This window comes from Spirochaeta thermophila DSM 6578, from assembly GCF_000184345.1.
GTDB classification, from domain to species: Bacteria; Spirochaetota; Spirochaetia; order Winmispirales; family Winmispiraceae; genus Winmispira; species Winmispira thermophila.
Map to the genome: position 1 here is coordinate 2,144,877 of NC_017583.1, position 14,538 is coordinate 2,159,414.

Consider the following 14,538-nt stretch of genomic DNA (forward strand, 5'->3'; position numbering starts at 1 on the left):
CCTCCCATACCCCCTTCAGGACGATCGCATGCCCCGCACCCACGTGAGGAGCTCGGGATAGGTGCGGAAACTCACGTCGGCGATCGAACCCTTCGGAGGCCTGCGTACGAGGTGGGCGGTCCTGAGGCCCGCCGCATGTCCGCCCACTATATCATAGGCATAGCTGTTGCCCACGTAGAGGATCTGTTCCGGCACGAAACCCAACCGTTCGGCGAGGAGGAGGAAGGGCTCGGGATTCGGTTTGAGGTATCCCGACTCCTCGGTGCACATCGCCACGTCCCAGAACCCGTCGAGCCCGAGGAACTCCAGCTTGGCCAATACGGGAAAATCCGAGAGCACCGCGAGACGATACCCATCCTCCGCCAGGGCCGCCAGTACCTCCTTAAGATGAGGGTAGGGCCTGAGACGTCTGAGCGATTGCTCCCATCGGGTGTAGATCTTCTCCTCGATGAGGGAACGCGCCTCCTCCTCGGAGATGCCCATCCTGCCTGCGAGCATCCTCGCCTGTACGGCCCTGAAGTCGTCGATGGGCCGCACCCTCCTGATCTCGCTCCGTACCCGTCCGAAGTGCCACACCAGGCGAGGATGCCTCACCCCAAGCCCGAGGGAGGCCAGGTACATCATGTAGTGCGGATAGAGCGTACCGTCCAGATCGAATGCGATCGCCTTAAGGTCCATGCAGCCTCTCTCTGGTTTTGGTAGTATAATACGGGCAGTCGGTCGAAAATGCAAGGCATAGTGCAAGTGACGGAATCTTCGAGACATAGGACTTTCGGGGAGGAATGCGGAACGATCAGAGCCTCGCGATGAGGCTCGCGAGGTAGCCCGCACCGAATCCGTTGTCGATGTTCACCACCGCGAGCCCCGGGACGCAGCTCGTGAGCATGGCGAGGAGAGGCGTCATCCCCTCGAGGGCGGCGCCGTAGCCCACGCTCGTGGGCACGCCGATCACCGGTCTGTCCACGAGGCCGGCCACCACGCTGGGAAGGGCGCCCTCCATCCCGGCCACCACCACCAGCGCACGCAAGGAGCGCATCTCCTCGAGGCGGGCGAGGAGTCGGTTGATCCCCGCCACCCCCACATCGTAGACCCGCTCCACCCCCACCCCGTAGAACTCGCAGGTGATCGCAGCCTCCTCGGCCACCGGCACATCCGAGGTGCCGCCAGTGACCACCCCCACACGGTGGGCGCAGGGGGGAGGAGGACTCGCCACATGGGTACAGCACCGCGCCTCGGCATGGTACACGAGCCGTGGGAACCGTTCGAGGAGAGGCCCCAGCTGGTCCTCCCTCACCCGCGAGACGAGGAGGTTCTCCCCCCGCGAGAGAAAGACCTCCACGATCTCCAGGAGGTGCTCCGTCTTCTTCCCCTCCGCGAAGACCACCTCGCCCCGACCCGTACGCACGGGCCTCGCCATGTCGAGCGTGGAGTGTCCGAGCCGTACGAAGGAGAGCTCCTCAAGCCGGGAGATCGCCTCCTCCTCGGGCACCCGCCCCTCCCGGTAGGCGGCCAGCAGACGACGCATCCGCTCACGCCGATCCACAGGTGCCCTCCTTGACGGACATACTCCCCGTCCTGTAGCCCTCCAGATCGAGGGTCACATAGCGGTACCCGAGTTCCTTGCACCGGGCCACGATCCCGTCCCGGTCCCCGGAGGAGAGGAAACGCTCGAGGTCGTCACTCCCGAGCTCGATCCGGGCCAGATCCCCGTGATGGCGCACCCGCACCTGCCGGAAACCCGCCCTGAGGAACAGGAGCTCGGCCTCCTCGATACGCCTGAAGAGGGCCTCGTCGACACGAACACCGTGCGGAATCCGGGTGATGAGGCACGAGTACGGCGGCTTGTCCCAGGTGGGAAGCCCGAACGCGCGGGAGAGATCCCGTATCCGTTCCTTGGTGAGACCGGCCTCCCGCAGCGGGCTCCTCACCCCCAGCTCCCTCAGGGCTCGCATCCCCGGCCTGTCCTCCTCGGGATCGCTCGCATTGGTGCCGTCGCACACCACCGGATACCCGTCCTCCTCCGCCATCCGCTTGATGGCCCCAAAAAGGATCCGCTTGCACCGGTAGCACCGATCGGGAGGGTTCTCCCGGACCTCCTCGACGAACGGCACCTCGATGAGGCGGTGTGGCAGGTCGAAGCGCCGCGCGAGCTCGGCCGCCTCCGCGGCCTCCCAACGTGCCACATGGGGCGGAAGGAGGGTATAGGCCCTCACCGCATCTTTCCCGAGCACCTCCCTCGCCACCACGGCGAGGAAGGTGCTGTCCACCCCTCCAGAGAAACCGACCGCGATCCTGCCATATCCCTTGAGGACCTCCACGAGCCTATCTTCCTCTTTTTCGATAAGAGAAAGATCCATATCCGCCCCCTGATTCATGAGCATTTCACCCCGAAAATCATAGACGCCCATCCCCTTTCTGTCCATACGCGTCTGCGAGGTACCTTCCCAGGAGGGCCCTGAGCCGGGGGATGGGTATCCCGGTCCGCCGGGAGGACGCTTCCAGGTCGCGGTACTCCCACTTGACCGAGGAAGGTTCCCCCCCGAGCGAGGCTCGCTTCAATCTGAACGTGCCGTAAGGGGTCTGGACCTCCTCGAAAGAACGCTCGAGCTCCACCTTGCCCACGGTGTGGAGCCTGCACCCGAACGTGGTGGTATGCCGGAGGAGGAGATACACCATCCTCTCGGCGAGGGCCTGATCGGCGAGGACCGAAACCTCATGGCCCGGACGCCCCCGCTTCATGATCACGGGTCGCACCACCACATCGCGGGCCCCGGCCTCGAGGAGGACATCCACCGCCCGGCTCACATCCTCGGGGAGCATGTCGTCGACCGTACAGGAGACCACCACCTGCTCCGTGCGGGCAAGCCCCTCGGAAGCCTCCCCCAGGTAGACCCTGAGCACGTTCGGTACGGAGAGCCTGCGGGTTCCCACCCCGTAGCCCACCCGCAGGGGCACGAATGCGGGCCGCTCCACGAACCGGTCCACCACCGCCGCCAGGACGGCCGCCCCCGTGGGGGTGGTGAGCTCCCTCTCCACGAGTCCCATACGCACCGGCATACCCTTCACGATCTCCGCCGTGGCGGGTGCGGGCACGGGGAGGACGCCATGGGCGCACCTCACCCACCCCCCACCGAGCTGCACGGGCGAGGCCCACACCTCGTCCACACCGAGGTACTCGAGCGCGAGGGCCGCCCCCACCACATCGACCAGGGCATCCTTGGCCCCCACCTCGTGGAAGTGCACCTCTTCGGGGGTGCTGCCGTGGACCTTCGCCTCGGCCTCGGCGATCGTGCGGAATATGGCCAGCGACCGCCTCTTCACCCCTTCGGACAACCCGCTCCGTTCGATGAGCGCAGCGATCTCCCCGAACGTGCGGTGCTCGTGATGGTGGTGATGGGCAGATCCCTTCCCATGGTGGGAGCGCCCCTCGTCGTGGTGGAGATGGGTGGCGTGCCCATGCCCATGGGCTGCCCCTTCGGCATGGCTATGTCCCGCATGACCATGATCCTCCTCATGAGGATGCGACCCTTCGGCATCCTCCTCCACCCACTCCTCCACGCCCCTCACCTTGATCCGTTTCCCCTTTATCCCGGCGCGTTCCTCCTCCCACACGTCGAACTCGAGCGGCTCGTCGACTCCAAGCGAGGAGAGTCCTTCCCTCACGTATTCCACCGGAACCCCCAGGTCGACGAGCGCCCCCAGGTTCATATCCCCTGCGATACCCACACTGCAATCGTAGTAGAGAATCTTTCTCACCGAGTCCTCCCGAAAAAACTTGAGGATTTCCCCATTCTGTCACATACTGGAAATATAATGAAGATTCACCGCCTGCTGTACCTTCTGGTGCTGGGGGGAGGGTTGCTCGGCGCATTGGAGGGTGAGGGGGGAATCTATCGTCTCGAACGAGAGGACCTCACACACGGCACCTTCCTCGAAGGGAACGTGCCCTTCTACTGGGAAAGGCTCATCCAGGAACCGCCGCGTGAAGGCCCCACGCTCCTCCTCCCGGTCGACAGACCGTGGACGCGGGCCGTCAACCCGAGAACCGGTGTGCCGTTCCCGGCCGCTGGGTACGCCACCTACCGGTTCCATCTCATCCTCCCTCAGCACCCTCCGGAGGAACCTCTCGCCATCAGGCTCCAGAACATCACGAGCGCCCATCGCCTCCTCCTCGGGGGAAAGACCATCCTCGAGGAAGGCCGCATCTCGCCCGATGCCGCCCGCCATGTCGCAGGCATCCGCACCCGGATGATCACCTTCTGGCCTCCCTCGGGGGAATTCGACCTCTGGCTCCAGGTCCAGAACGTGGAGGACCGCCTCGGAGGCCTCCAGAATCCCCCTTACCTGGGCTACGCCTCGGCCGTACGTTCCTTCCACGAGCGCAAACTCATGCTCGACCTGTTCGTCTTCGGGAGTATCCTCATCATCGCCGTCTACCACCTCATCCTCTTCTTCACCCGCTCGAAGGAGAAGGAATACCTCTTCTTCGGGCTCTTCGCCTCTTCCCTCGCCCTCCGTGCCGGGCTCACCGAGACACGGTTCCTCCACGACCTCCTCTCCTTCCTCCCCTGCCCCCTCCTCATCAGGGCGGAGATCATCTCCGTCTATGTCGCGGCCGCGTCGCTGTTCCTCTACTTCCACCGGCTTTTCCCCCACGAGGAGCTACGCCCCCTCTCCGTCCTCCACTACACCGTCACCGGGGCCTTCACCCTCATGGGGGTGTTCCTTCCGTTCCGTCTCTTCACCGAACTCCACATCTACTACGAGTACTACCTCGTCGCCTCGTGTCTGGTGTTGCTCGCCTGGCTCGTACGGGCCCTCGTCCATCGGAGGGAACAGGCCCTCCTCTTCACCATGGGTATGCTCGTCCTCACCTTCACGGTGATGAACGACGTGCTCTTCAGCATCTACCAGAGGGGGAGCGGGTACCTCTCCCAGTACGGCCTCATCGTCTTCCTCCTCGTCCAGGCCCTCATCCTCGCACGCAAGTACGCTCACGTGTACAATGCCATGAGGGAGGCCTCCTGGAAGGCCGAGACCATGGCCACCCTCTACTCCCGTTTCGTGCCGTTCACCATACTGCGCCTCTTGGGCAAGGAGGGAGTGGAAAGCCTGAGAGGAGGGGAACACACCACATGCGAGCTCTCGGTGATGGTCTGTTCACTCATGCCTCTCGTCTCGCTCTCGGAGAAGATAGCCCCGCACCAGACGAGCGCCTTCCTCTCCTCCTACGCCCGCCAGATCATCCCCGTGGTGAAGGACCACGGCGGGATCTTCGAGTCCTTCCTGGGAGAGAAGATGACCTTCCTCTTCCCCGGCGAGCCCGAGGAAGCGGTGCAGAGCATCTTCGCCCTGTTCCGCTTCCTGCGTGAGTACAACGCGGGCCGTGCCGCCGCAGGTTACGAACCCGCAGGTCTCTCCATCGGCGCCTCCCATGGCCGGGCACTCCTCGCCATGGTCTCCGCGGGCGACAGACTCGCCTACACCGGCATCGGGGAGGTCTTCTCCCTGGCCGCCGAGGTGGAGGGGCTCACCCGGGTGTTCGGAGCCGCGGTCCTCATCACCGACCAGCTCTTCCCCGCCCTCGCGAGGGTGGAAGAGTCCTCCTACCGGTTCCTGGGCCGGCTCCGCACCCCCCAGAGGGTGATCCCCCTCTTCGAGGTCATAGATCCTGAGGACGCGGTGAAGCGATCGACCGCGTCCATGTTCGAACGAGCGCTCTACGCCTACTGCCTGGGAGCACTGGACGAGGCCGAGAAGGGCTTCCTGGAGGTGCTCTCCCACGCACCCGAGGACAAGGCGGCGGCCTTCTACCTCAAACGCGTGCAGATCCACACCGGGGAGGGGACCCAGCGGCTCGAGAGCGGCCATCCCGAAATCCTCTGAGACGCCACACACATGAAGAGGGCGTCCGACTGGACGCCCTCCCGTCCGTGCGGAGAACGGATTCAGACCTGGGGGAGCGCCGAGAGCGCCTCCCTGATCTTCTCCTCGGGATACTCGTAATCCTCGAGCCTGCCCTCGAAGTACTGCTGGTAGGCCGCCATGTCGAAGTGCCCGTGACCCGATGCGTTCACCAGGATGACCCGCTCCTTCCCTTCTTCCTTCGCCGCGAGGGCCTCGTCCACGCAGGCCTTGATCGCATGGGCCGTCTCGGGCGCCACGATGAACCCCTCGGTGCGGGCGAAGAGGACCGCGGCCTCGAAGACCGCCCTCTGATGGTAGGCACGGGCCTCGACCACCCCCTCCTTCACCAGACGTGAGACGATGGGCGCCATGCCGTGATACCGCAGGCCTCCTGCATGGATGCCCGGCGGGACGAAGTCGTGCCCCAGGGTGTGCATCCTCACGATGGGGGTCATCTTCCCCGTGTCGCCGTAGTCGTACGTATAGACCCCTTTGGTGAGGGTGGGACACGCCGACGGCTCCACCGCCACGAGGCGTACGTCCTTCCCATGGATCTTGTCGTAGGCGAAGGGAAGGGCGATACCCCCGAAGTTCGATCCCCCACCCACACAGCCTATGACCACATCGGGATAGTCACTCGCGAGTTCGAGCTGCTTCCTGCACTCGAGGCCGATCACGGTCTGGTGGAGCAGCACGTGGTTGAGCACCGAACCGAGGGCGTAGTGGGTGTCCTCCCGTTCCACCGCCTCCTCCACGGCCTCGCTTATGGCGATACCGAGGGAACCGGGCGAGTCGGGATCCTTCTCGAGGATGGCCTTGCCCACCTTGGTGCGGGGTGAGGGACTGGGTATGCACTCGGCGCCCCACGTCTCCATCATGATGCGCCTGTAGGGCTTGCCCTCGTAGCTCACCTTCACCATGTAGACCCGCACCTCCATCCCGAAGAGCCTGCCCGCGAAGGCGAGGCTGCTCCCCCACTGGCCCGCCCCCGTCTCCGTGGTGAGCCTGGTGATCCCTTCCTTCCTGTTGTAGTAGGCCTGGGCCACCGAGGTATTGGGCTTGTGGGAACCCGGAGGAGAGGCACCCTCCCACTTGAAGTAGATACGAGCCGGGGTCTCGAGGGCCTGTTCAAGCTGGTAGGCCCGGTAGAGCGGCGTGGGCCGCCAGAGGGCGAGGATCTTCCGCACCTCCTCGGGAATCTCGATCCACCGCTCGCCGCTCATCTCCTGTTCGATGAGGGCCCGGGGGAAGAGGGCGGAGAGCTCATCCGGCGAGAGCGGCTGCTTCGTGACCGGATGGAGGGGCGGGTCGAGCGGCCCACCCGGCAGGTCCGCGAGGATGTTGTACCAGTGCGAGGGAAGATCCTTTTCACTGAGCAGGATTTTTCTTTGCATGCGCTTCCTCCATACGTTCGAGCAGTTCCCACGTGACCGAGGAAGGATTCTTGAGGATCTTCGCTCCCCTCGTCACCTTGCACAGGCTCACCCCCAGACGGTCGGCCACCTCGCGCTGGGTGTACCCGTGCGCGAGGAGCACCATGAGCTCCCACCTGAGGGCGAAGCGGGCGCGTTCGGCAGGGGTGAAGAGCTCATCGAAGAAACGGGCGAGCTTCTCCGGGTCATCGACCGAGGCGATGGCCTCCACGAGCTCGTTGTAGTAGTTGCGTACATCGTTTTTTCCCATAGAAACATGATAACCTGATATATGAGATTTGTAAAGGGAAATCTACAAAAAAACTCCGGTGATCCGGCACCGGAGCGGGATCCCCCGTAGGGGCCACCATCATGTGCGCGACGATCCGTTCCTGAACCGGGGAGGTTCTCCCTCTTTCGTCCTGGGCGAGGGGATGTACTCCACCGAGGGCCTCCTCTGTGCGGTCTGGGGGTAGAGGGCCATGATCTCGTACACCTCGGCCGGCATCTCGGTGCTCACGGTAAGCCCCAGCTCTCGTGCCTCGTCCACGGTGATGGGATAGTCGTGCGTGAACTCGCCGGTGGCGAGCCTGGTGGCGATCTCCTCTACCTTGTCCCCGGGGAGACGCCCTTCGAGCAGGGTCTTCACCACCCGCTTCACCTGGCGGATGGCCTTCTCCGCCACGTCGGCGAGGATGATGGTCTCGTCGTCCACTTCGGCGATGGGCTTCCGCTCGAGGACCTTGAGGATGCTCGCCGCAGGCTGCTGGCCGATCTGTGGATCCACCGGGCCGAGGACCGCGTTCTCGTCCATCACCACCTCGTCGGCGGCCAGGGCGATGAGCGTGCCGCCCGACATGGCGTAGTGGGGGACAAAGACCGTGACCTTCGCCGGATGCTTCTTCAGGGCGTAGGCGATCTGCTCGGCGGCGACCACGAGGCCTCCCGGGGTGTGGAGGATGAGGTCGATCGGGACATCGTCGTCGGTCATCTTGATGGCCCTGAGCACGGCCTCGGAGTCGTCGATGTCGATGTACCTCACGAGAGGAAACCCGAGAAACCCCATGGTCTCCTGGCGATGGATGAGGGTGATGACCCTGCTCTTCCGTTTGCGTTCGAGTGCCCTCAAGGCCTTGAGCCGTGCACTCTCCAGCATGTTCTGTCTCAGGACCGGCTGGAGCGAGGAGATGATGAGGAACAACCAGAACAACCACCACAGATCCATGTGACCCTCCTTGCGCGTATGATATGTGAAACATCGTATGCCCCTACCAGGGGAAGTATTCGTCACGGTAGACCCGCCGCCTGTAGGTACGGGCCCTGAAAGCCGGGAGCATGAGGGCCCCTGCCACGAAACCGCCCACGTGGGCCCACCACGCCACACCTCCGAAAGCCCCCACCCCGGTGACGATCGTGGCAAAGCCGTTGAGGAGCTGAGAGACGAACCAGCCCCCTATGTAGAAGAGCGCAGGGATCTCTACGAACAAGGGCAGGAAAAACACAGGGATGAGGGTGATCACACGGGCGGTGGGGAACATGAGCACATAGGCGGCGAGTACCCCGCTTATGGCACCGCTCGCCCCCACCATGGGCACGGTGGAGTGAGGGAACAGGGCGATGTGCACCACCGAAGCTGCAATGCCAGAGAGGAGATAGAAGATGAGGTAGCGCCCGCTCCCCAGCCTGTCCTCCACGTTGTCGCCGAAGATGTAGAGGGCGAGCATGTTGCTGAACAGGTGTGCCCATCCACCGTGGAGGAACATGGCGGTGAGGAACTGCACGAACACCCCGGGATCTCCACTCCCCACCACATACGCAGGGGTAAGTCCAAAGCGCCGCACCACGAGCTCCGCCTCAGGCCCCAGCCCCACCATCCAGAGAAAGACGAGCACATTCGTGACGATGAGCCCCCAGTTCACCCAGGGAAACGACCACGAGCGTACCGTATCCTTGATCGGAAGCATGAGACCTCCTTACTTTCTCTTCCCGAGAAAACATACTAACTATCTGCACTATCGTCATCTTTACGCACGACGGACATCTTGCAGATGGAAAAACGCACGTTTTTTGTTTACAATCTTCCTACAATCCATTACCATGTGTGTAGTGATTTCATTGTAAAAGGGAGCACTCCATGAGCGAGAAGAAAGGCCCTATCGAAGTAAAGGAAAAACCCGGAGTGGTTCACTACTGTATGTGTGGGAAGAGCACCACCCTCCCCTACTGTGACGGCAAGAGTCACGAGGGAACGGGCTTCACTCCCTACGAGTACAAGGTAGAACAGGAGGAAGTGGTCAGGCTCTGTACGTGCGGCCAGTCGAGCAACAAGCCGTTCTGCGACGGCACCCACATGCTCTGTCCCTGAAAAGCGGCCGGGGTGCAGCAGGGCCTGCACCCCTTTCTCATCGTCAGGGGTGATCGGCCTTCACCCAGTGGAGGACCGACCCCGCGTATCCCGCGGCCGAGGTGAGGACCACCAGCACATAGCTCGCCGGTGAGAGGAGGTGGAGGGCCTCCTCGCCCGCGGCACCGGAATGGATGGCCACCACCGACCAGGGGAAGTACCCGCCTCCCCCCACGAGAGGGAAGAGCTGACCCAACACCGTACAGAGCACGAGCACGCCTATAGGACCGAAGACCCCCCGGACGAGGAGGGCCGCGCACCCGATGATCGTACCCAGGGACATGGCGAGCACGCCTGTGGTGACGAGCCTCCTGAATCCGGCCCACACGAGCCCTCCCTCCCATCCGGGAAGACCTAACGCCCGGCCGAATATGAGACCCAGGCCTATCACCTCCAGGAGGAGCGCGGTGTTCCATAGAAGGTACACGGTGTACCGGGCATGGATGACCACCCCCCTCCCTGCGGGCACCACGAGGAGATCCCGGTAGGTCCCGTAGAGGAAATCCCTGCCGAAGAGGAAGCTCGCCACGAAGCCGCCCATCACCATACCGGCCACTGCGGTCATCTGGGAGAGCATGGCGAGGTGGCCCGCCCAGGTGGTCACGGCTGAGAAGAGGGAGATCTTGGTTCGGAGGAGACCGGTGGAGGGGATGAGATGGGGATGCATCATCAGGTAGATCATGAGCCCCACCATCGTGGTACCGAAGGCCATGGCAAGAGCGCTGAGCCACACAATGGGCGATCGCCTGAGCGAGAGAAGCTCGGCGTGCACCATGCGTCCGTACGTCATACGAGTACCTCCTGCCGAATGAGTCGCATGAAGAGCGCCTCGAGGGTCTCCTGCTGCAGTTCCATGGTCCGGGGAGGCACCCCCGCCTCCACGAGGAGAGCGGCGATGTGCTCTGGGGCTGAGAGAGCTCTCTCGTCGGTCGACACGAGCCTTTCTCCCCGGGGAGTCACCTCATACCCGGCGGCTCGAAGTTCGCCGAGCGCGCGGCCGTTGTCCACCGTGGTGAGCACCAGCGACCTGCGCACCCACTTCGAGAGATCGTCACTCGAGAACTGAACGACCATACGCCCCTGGTGGATGATCCCTATCCGGTCGGCCACCCGAGAGAGTTCGTCGAGCATGTGGCTCGACACCAGTATGGCGGCACCTTCGTTGGCCCGCCTCCGGAGCATAGTCCGCAGTTCCACCACACCCTGGGGGTCGAGACCGTTCCCCGGTTCATCCAGGAGGAGGAGTTGGGGATCTCCCAGAAAGGCCTTGGCGAGGGCCAGCCGCTGTCGGTTTCCCTGCGAGAGATGGCGGGCCTGCACGCGGGCGTACGGCACAAGACCGAGCTCTTCCATGACGCGGGGCACGGTGAGAGAAGGATCCAGACCCTTAAGAAGGGCGGCGTGACGGAGGTTCTCCTCGGCGGTGAGGAGTGGATAGGCCGCGGCCTGCTCCACGAGGGCACCCACTTGATTGAAGACCGAGGGGTCGGCGCCGAGGGGCTTCCCGAAGAGCGATACGCTCCCGGTGGTGGGGCGTATCATTCCCAGGAGCATGCGGATGGTGGTGGTCTTGCCGGCGCCGTTGAGGCCGACGAACCCGTAAATCACACCTGGTTCAAGCGTAAGATCGAGGTCACGGACGGCCCAGAAATCTCGAAATCGCTTCCCGAGTCCTCGGGCGTTCACCACGGCAGTCATGTATTCCTCCTGGGATCGGTGTGGGATTCCTCGAGCTGAGATAAAAACGAGAGTGCCCTGTCCCCCCTGAACCATCCTCCCACCGTGCTCCTCACCACATAGGTGAAGACGAGCTCCTCGAGGTCCTCCTCGGTGCGGTGTGTCTCGAGCAGGGTGAAGAGTCCTTCCCAGAAGGCGCGGGCGAGCGCCCGGGCGAGGGGCTCGTGGAGGTGCCCCGGGAGGGTGTTGTCCTCTTTGAAGTGGTGAAGGATGTTGTCCGCCATGGCCCGAACGAAGAGAGGGAGCGTCCCTGCGAAGGGGCTTCCCCCGCTCTTCTTGCAGAGGAGGATGAGAGGGATCCGTTGCTCCACGATGAAGTCGAAGAAGGATCGGAAGGTCTCGAGCTCCCCACCCACAGCCCACGCAGGACTGTGCCACCCCTCGTCATGGTGATGGTGGAAGAGGTCGAGGAGCGATGCGTAGAGCTCACCCACCAGGGCCTCGAAGAGGGCTTCCTTCGAAGGGAAGTAGGTGTAGAGGTTGGAGGTGGAGGTACCGGCGAGACGGGCGATGCGGCGCATCGATGCGCCGGAAAACCCGTGTTCCATGAACTCCTCCTGCGCCGCCCTCAGGATACGCATGCGCACATCGTCCTTTTTATACTGCACGGCGCTCCTCTCGGGTCCTTGTTGCGGCGAGAGGCATGATGCCATCGGGGGATGACACCCTCTCAAAAACGAACACATGTTCAATAATAAGGCATGGTTTCTCCTCTTGTCAAGCGGTACTTTATCTTTCACGCGTCCGTCTGGTAGGCTTTCCGTCCATGGAGGGACTTCCCGACTATACGCGCACCCCGGCCTTCGAGCGGCGGGTAAGGCGTCACGTGAAGGCACAGGAGCACCGCATCTTCGTGGAGGGGGTGGAGGCGTTTCTCCCCGAGCTCGAGGCGGAGCTGGTAGCCCTGGGGTATGCGCCCGTACGGGAACAGGGGGGATTCGGGGTGCAGGGACGGCAGGAGGATGTGTACCGCCTCAACCTCCACCTCGCGACGGCCTCTCGTGTGTGGCTCGAGGTGGCCTCCTTCCACGCCACGGCCGCCGAGGGCCTCTTCGCCGGCGCGGTGCGGGTGCCGTGGGAGGTCTTCCTCAACCCGCTCCTCCCGATACGCGTGGAGGCACGGCTCACACACAGTCCGATCGGCCACGAGGGTCGGGCGGCGGGGGCGGTGCGGGATGCGGTGGCGCGCAGGTTCAGGGAGGCGGTGGGGACCGCGGTGCGCTGGGACGAGGGGACCGGGGGAGCGTGGGTGCAGCGGGTGTGCGTGGTGGGGGTGCGCAACCGGTGCCGCATCCTCCTGGATACGACGGGGCCTGCCCTCTCGTTCCGAGGCTACCGGGTGGTGCAGGGCGAGGCGCCACTGCGGGAGCACCTGGCGGCCGGGCTGGTGCGGAGGGCGCTGAGGGTGTGCGGCGCATGGCCGCGGGTGCCGGATGACCTTGTGGTGGCGGATCTGTTCTGCGGGTCCGGCACGCTCGCGGTGGAGGCGGCCTTCGCAGTGTACGGGGTGGCGCCGGGGAGGGGAAGGGGGTTCCTGTTCGAGCGGATGCCCTGGCACAGGGAGGGCGCGTGGGGCTTCGTGCGGAGGAAGGCGGAAGGGGAGGCGAAAGGGGGACGGGTGATCGCGGGGGATGTGGACGGCGAGGCGGTGGAGGCGGCGCGGGCGAATGCGAGCCGGGCGGGAGTCGAAAGAGGGATCCGCTTCCTCCAGAGGGACTTCTTCGCCCTGGACGCGCAGCATCTGGGGGGCGAGCGGGGCCTCCTCGTGAGCAACCTGCCGTACGGCGGACGCCTTCCCCTTCCCCGGGACCTTCACACGCACGTGCTCCGCCACTTCGTGCAGGTCTTCCCCGGCTGGTGGGGGCTCTTCCTCCTCCCCTCACGCATCGGGTCGTCCTTCACTCCGGGGCTCTCGGTACGCCTCGTGGCTCGATTCAACCACGGGGGCATACCCGTCTCTGCGATCTACGTCGGTCCACAACGGGTGGACAGCGATCCCAAAGCGTAGTATATTTACACTATAGTCGATATTGGAATCATTACAGAGTGTATATGAACAGAACAGCAGAGGCCTTACGAAAAAAAGATGCAGTGGCCGTCCTCAGGGAACACGGGATAAAGGTCTCCCACCAGAGGGTCCTCGTCCTCGAGTACCTGCTCGAGCACGACACCCATCCTACGGTGGATACCATCTATCAGGACCTCCTCCCCCACGTACCCGGTCTCTCCAAGACCACCGTCTACAATACGGTGAGGCTCTTCGTCGAGAAGGGCATCGCCCAGGAGCTCACCATCGAGGGGACCGAATTCCGCTACGACATCGCCGACCCATCCCATGCCCATTTCAAGTGTGTGCGCTGTGGTGCGCTCTACGACCTCCCCCTCCCCCAGGAACTCTCCGCAGCTCTCAGGGTCCCTCCCGGTTTCAGACTCGAGGAATCGCACCTCTACCTCAAGGGAGTCTGTCCCTCCTGCACACGCACGAATTGACCGGCGGGAATCCAAGGGGTAGACGGGAGGAGGGATTTTTGGTATACTTAAATTGTACTAATTACAAATTAGTATAAATACCAATTTTGGAGGTGCCACATGGCTGCCGTATCCAATCCCGAAACCGCACGATTTCTCAACGAGTACCTCGCCGATCTCTCGGTGCTCTACCAGAAACTCAGGTCTTTCCACTGGAACGTGGAGGGCCCGGCCTTCTTCACACTCCACGCAAAGACCGAGGAGTACTACGACGAGGTCGCCGAGGAGATAGACGATGTCGCGGAGCGCATCCTGATGATCGGCTCCAGGCCCGTCTCCACGCTCAAGGAGTATCTCGAGAGGGCATCCCTCAAAGAGGCCCCCGCAAAGGTGTACCGAGCCGAGGAGATAGTGGGACACCTGGTGGACGACTTCTCCACCCTGGTGGAGGCCCTGCATCGGGGGATCGCCGTAGCCGAAAAGGAAGGGGACCCGGGGACGGTGGACCTACTCACCGGATCACTCCAGCGCTACGAAAAGGAGCTCTGGATGCTCAAGGCCTTCTCGGCCTGAGACCATCACGGATGAAAAGAGGGGAGCGTTCGCTCC

General features: G+C 63.6%; 16 protein-coding genes. 5 read left to right on the forward strand and 11 right to left on the reverse strand.

Annotation, left to right across the window (positions count from 1 at the left end):
* Positions 1-15: 15 nt before the first annotated feature.
* The 4 genes from SPITH_RS09770 to larC all read right to left on the reverse strand — a co-directional run bounded on the left by SPITH_RS09770 (position 16) and on the right by larC (position 3,756).
* On the reverse strand, positions 16-678 hold the full coding sequence (locus tag SPITH_RS09770; protein WP_014625498.1) for an HAD family hydrolase: 663 nt from the start codon (positions 676-678) through the stop codon (positions 16-18).
* 115 nt (positions 679-793) lie between these two features.
* Positions 794-1,525 carry a nickel pincer cofactor biosynthesis protein LarB gene (gene larB / locus SPITH_RS09775; protein ID WP_174266724.1) on the reverse strand — a complete coding sequence of 244 codons (732 nt, stop codon included), beginning with the start codon at positions 1,523-1,525 and terminating at the stop codon, positions 794-796.
* Positions 1,526-1,529: 4 nt separating this feature from the next.
* Entirely contained in the window at positions 1,530-2,357 is an 828-nt protein-coding gene (larE, locus tag SPITH_RS09780) for an ATP-dependent sacrificial sulfur transferase LarE (RefSeq protein ID WP_245523381.1), read from the reverse strand.
* A 37-nt stretch (positions 2,358-2,394) separates the two neighbouring features.
* Positions 2,395-3,756: a nickel pincer cofactor biosynthesis protein LarC gene (gene larC, locus SPITH_RS09785; RefSeq protein WP_014625501.1), complete on the reverse strand. Its 1,362-nt coding sequence runs from the start codon at positions 3,754-3,756 to the stop codon at positions 2,395-2,397.
* A gap of 57 nt (positions 3,757-3,813) precedes the next feature.
* Between larC and SPITH_RS09790 the strand changes: the two genes are divergently transcribed.
* Positions 3,814-5,886: an adenylate/guanylate cyclase domain-containing protein gene (locus tag SPITH_RS09790; RefSeq protein ID WP_014625502.1), complete on the forward strand. Its 2,073-nt coding sequence runs from the start codon at positions 3,814-3,816 to the stop codon at positions 5,884-5,886.
* 62 nt (positions 5,887-5,948) lie between these two features.
* Here the strand turns inward: SPITH_RS09790 and SPITH_RS09795 are convergent, their stop codons facing one another.
* The 4 genes from SPITH_RS09795 to SPITH_RS09810 form a co-directional block, all read right to left on the reverse strand.
* Entirely contained in the window at positions 5,949-7,301 is a 1,353-nt protein-coding gene (locus SPITH_RS09795; RefSeq protein ID WP_014625503.1) for a TrpB-like pyridoxal phosphate-dependent enzyme, read from the reverse strand.
* Positions 7,276-7,590 (reverse strand): Trp family transcriptional regulator, encoded by a 315-nt coding sequence (locus SPITH_RS09800; protein WP_013314651.1) that lies wholly within the window; start codon positions 7,588-7,590, stop codon positions 7,276-7,278. Before SPITH_RS09800 ends, SPITH_RS09795 begins: the two co-directional genes overlap by 26 nt.
* 99 nt (positions 7,591-7,689) lie before the next feature.
* Positions 7,690-8,544: an SDH family Clp fold serine proteinase gene (locus SPITH_RS09805; RefSeq protein WP_014625504.1), complete on the reverse strand. Its 855-nt coding sequence runs from the start codon at positions 8,542-8,544 to the stop codon at positions 7,690-7,692.
* A 43-nt stretch (positions 8,545-8,587) separates the two neighbouring features.
* Complete coding sequence (locus SPITH_RS09810; RefSeq protein ID WP_014625505.1) at positions 8,588-9,283, reverse strand: rhomboid family intramembrane serine protease; 696 nt, start codon at positions 9,281-9,283, stop codon at positions 8,588-8,590.
* A 170-nt stretch (positions 9,284-9,453) separates the two neighbouring features.
* On the opposite strand from SPITH_RS09810, the gene SPITH_RS09815 reads away from it, so the two are divergent.
* Positions 9,454-9,684, forward strand: a complete 231-nt coding sequence (locus SPITH_RS09815) for a CDGSH iron-sulfur domain-containing protein (RefSeq protein WP_014625506.1) — start codon at positions 9,454-9,456, stop codon at positions 9,682-9,684.
* A 43-nt stretch (positions 9,685-9,727) separates the two neighbouring features.
* Here the strand turns inward: SPITH_RS09815 and SPITH_RS09820 are convergent, their stop codons facing one another.
* The 3 genes from SPITH_RS09820 to SPITH_RS09830 are packed head-to-tail and all read right to left on the reverse strand — an operon-like array spanning position 9,728 to position 12,068.
* Positions 9,728-10,513: an ABC transporter permease gene (locus SPITH_RS09820; RefSeq protein ID WP_014625507.1), complete on the reverse strand. Its 786-nt coding sequence runs from the start codon at positions 10,511-10,513 to the stop codon at positions 9,728-9,730.
* A complete protein-coding gene (locus SPITH_RS09825; RefSeq protein ID WP_014625508.1) occupies positions 10,510-11,421 on the reverse strand; it encodes an ABC transporter ATP-binding protein in 912 nt (303 codons plus the stop codon). Before SPITH_RS09825 ends, SPITH_RS09820 begins: the two co-directional genes overlap by 4 nt.
* Positions 11,418-12,068, reverse strand: coding sequence for a TetR/AcrR family transcriptional regulator (locus SPITH_RS09830; RefSeq protein ID WP_245523382.1), 651 nt, complete (start codon positions 12,066-12,068; stop codon positions 11,418-11,420). The genes SPITH_RS09825 and SPITH_RS09830 overlap by 4 nt, the downstream gene beginning before the upstream one ends.
* A 158-nt stretch (positions 12,069-12,226) precedes the next feature.
* On the opposite strand from SPITH_RS09830, the gene SPITH_RS09835 reads away from it, so the two are divergent.
* The 3 genes from SPITH_RS09835 (at position 12,227) to SPITH_RS09845 (ending at position 14,502) form a co-directional block, all read left to right on the forward strand.
* Positions 12,227-13,468 (forward strand): THUMP domain-containing class I SAM-dependent RNA methyltransferase, encoded by a 1,242-nt coding sequence (locus tag SPITH_RS09835; RefSeq protein ID WP_014625510.1) that lies wholly within the window; start codon positions 12,227-12,229, stop codon positions 13,466-13,468.
* Positions 13,469-13,512: 44 nt separating this feature from the next.
* Entirely contained in the window at positions 13,513-13,950 is a 438-nt protein-coding gene (locus tag SPITH_RS09840; protein ID WP_014625511.1) for a Fur family transcriptional regulator, read from the forward strand.
* A gap of 99 nt (positions 13,951-14,049) precedes the next feature.
* On the forward strand, positions 14,050-14,502 hold the full coding sequence (locus SPITH_RS09845) for a Dps family protein (RefSeq protein WP_014625512.1): 453 nt from the start codon (positions 14,050-14,052) through the stop codon (positions 14,500-14,502).
* Positions 14,503-14,538: the final 36 nt, after the last annotated feature.

Excerpts from the sequence above, each read along its gene's own strand:
- SPITH_RS09770 (WP_014625498.1), bottom strand. The coding sequence starts at position 678 with ATGGACCTTAAGGCGATCGCATTCGATCTGGACGGTACGCTCTATCCG.
- larB (WP_174266724.1), bottom strand. The coding sequence starts at position 1,525 with ATGCGTCGTCTGCTGGCCGCCTACCGGGAGGGGCGGGTGCCCGAGGAG.
- larE (WP_245523381.1), bottom strand. The coding sequence starts at position 2,357 with ATGGATCTTTCTCTTATCGAAAAAGAGGAAGATAGGCTCGTGGAGGTC.
- SPITH_RS09790 (WP_014625502.1), top strand. The coding sequence starts at position 3,814 with ATGAAGATTCACCGCCTGCTGTACCTTCTGGTGCTGGGGGGAGGGTTG.
- SPITH_RS09795 (WP_014625503.1), bottom strand. The coding sequence starts at position 7,301 with ATGCAAAGAAAAATCCTGCTCAGTGAAAAGGATCTTCCCTCGCACTGG.
- SPITH_RS09800 (WP_013314651.1), bottom strand. The coding sequence starts at position 7,590 with ATGGGAAAAAACGATGTACGCAACTACTACAACGAGCTCGTGGAGGCC.
- SPITH_RS09805 (WP_014625504.1), bottom strand. The coding sequence starts at position 8,544 with ATGGATCTGTGGTGGTTGTTCTGGTTGTTCCTCATCATCTCCTCGCTC.
- SPITH_RS09810 (WP_014625505.1), bottom strand. The coding sequence starts at position 9,283 with ATGCTTCCGATCAAGGATACGGTACGCTCGTGGTCGTTTCCCTGGGTG.
- SPITH_RS09815 (WP_014625506.1), top strand. The coding sequence starts at position 9,454 with ATGAGCGAGAAGAAAGGCCCTATCGAAGTAAAGGAAAAACCCGGAGTG.
- SPITH_RS09820 (WP_014625507.1), bottom strand. The coding sequence starts at position 10,513 with ATGACGTACGGACGCATGGTGCACGCCGAGCTTCTCTCGCTCAGGCGA.
- SPITH_RS09825 (WP_014625508.1), bottom strand. The coding sequence starts at position 11,421 with ATGACTGCCGTGGTGAACGCCCGAGGACTCGGGAAGCGATTTCGAGAT.
- SPITH_RS09835 (WP_014625510.1), top strand. The coding sequence starts at position 12,227 with ATGGAGGGACTTCCCGACTATACGCGCACCCCGGCCTTCGAGCGGCGG.
- SPITH_RS09840 (WP_014625511.1), top strand. The coding sequence starts at position 13,513 with ATGAACAGAACAGCAGAGGCCTTACGAAAAAAAGATGCAGTGGCCGTC.
- SPITH_RS09845 (WP_014625512.1), top strand. The coding sequence starts at position 14,050 with ATGGCTGCCGTATCCAATCCCGAAACCGCACGATTTCTCAACGAGTAC.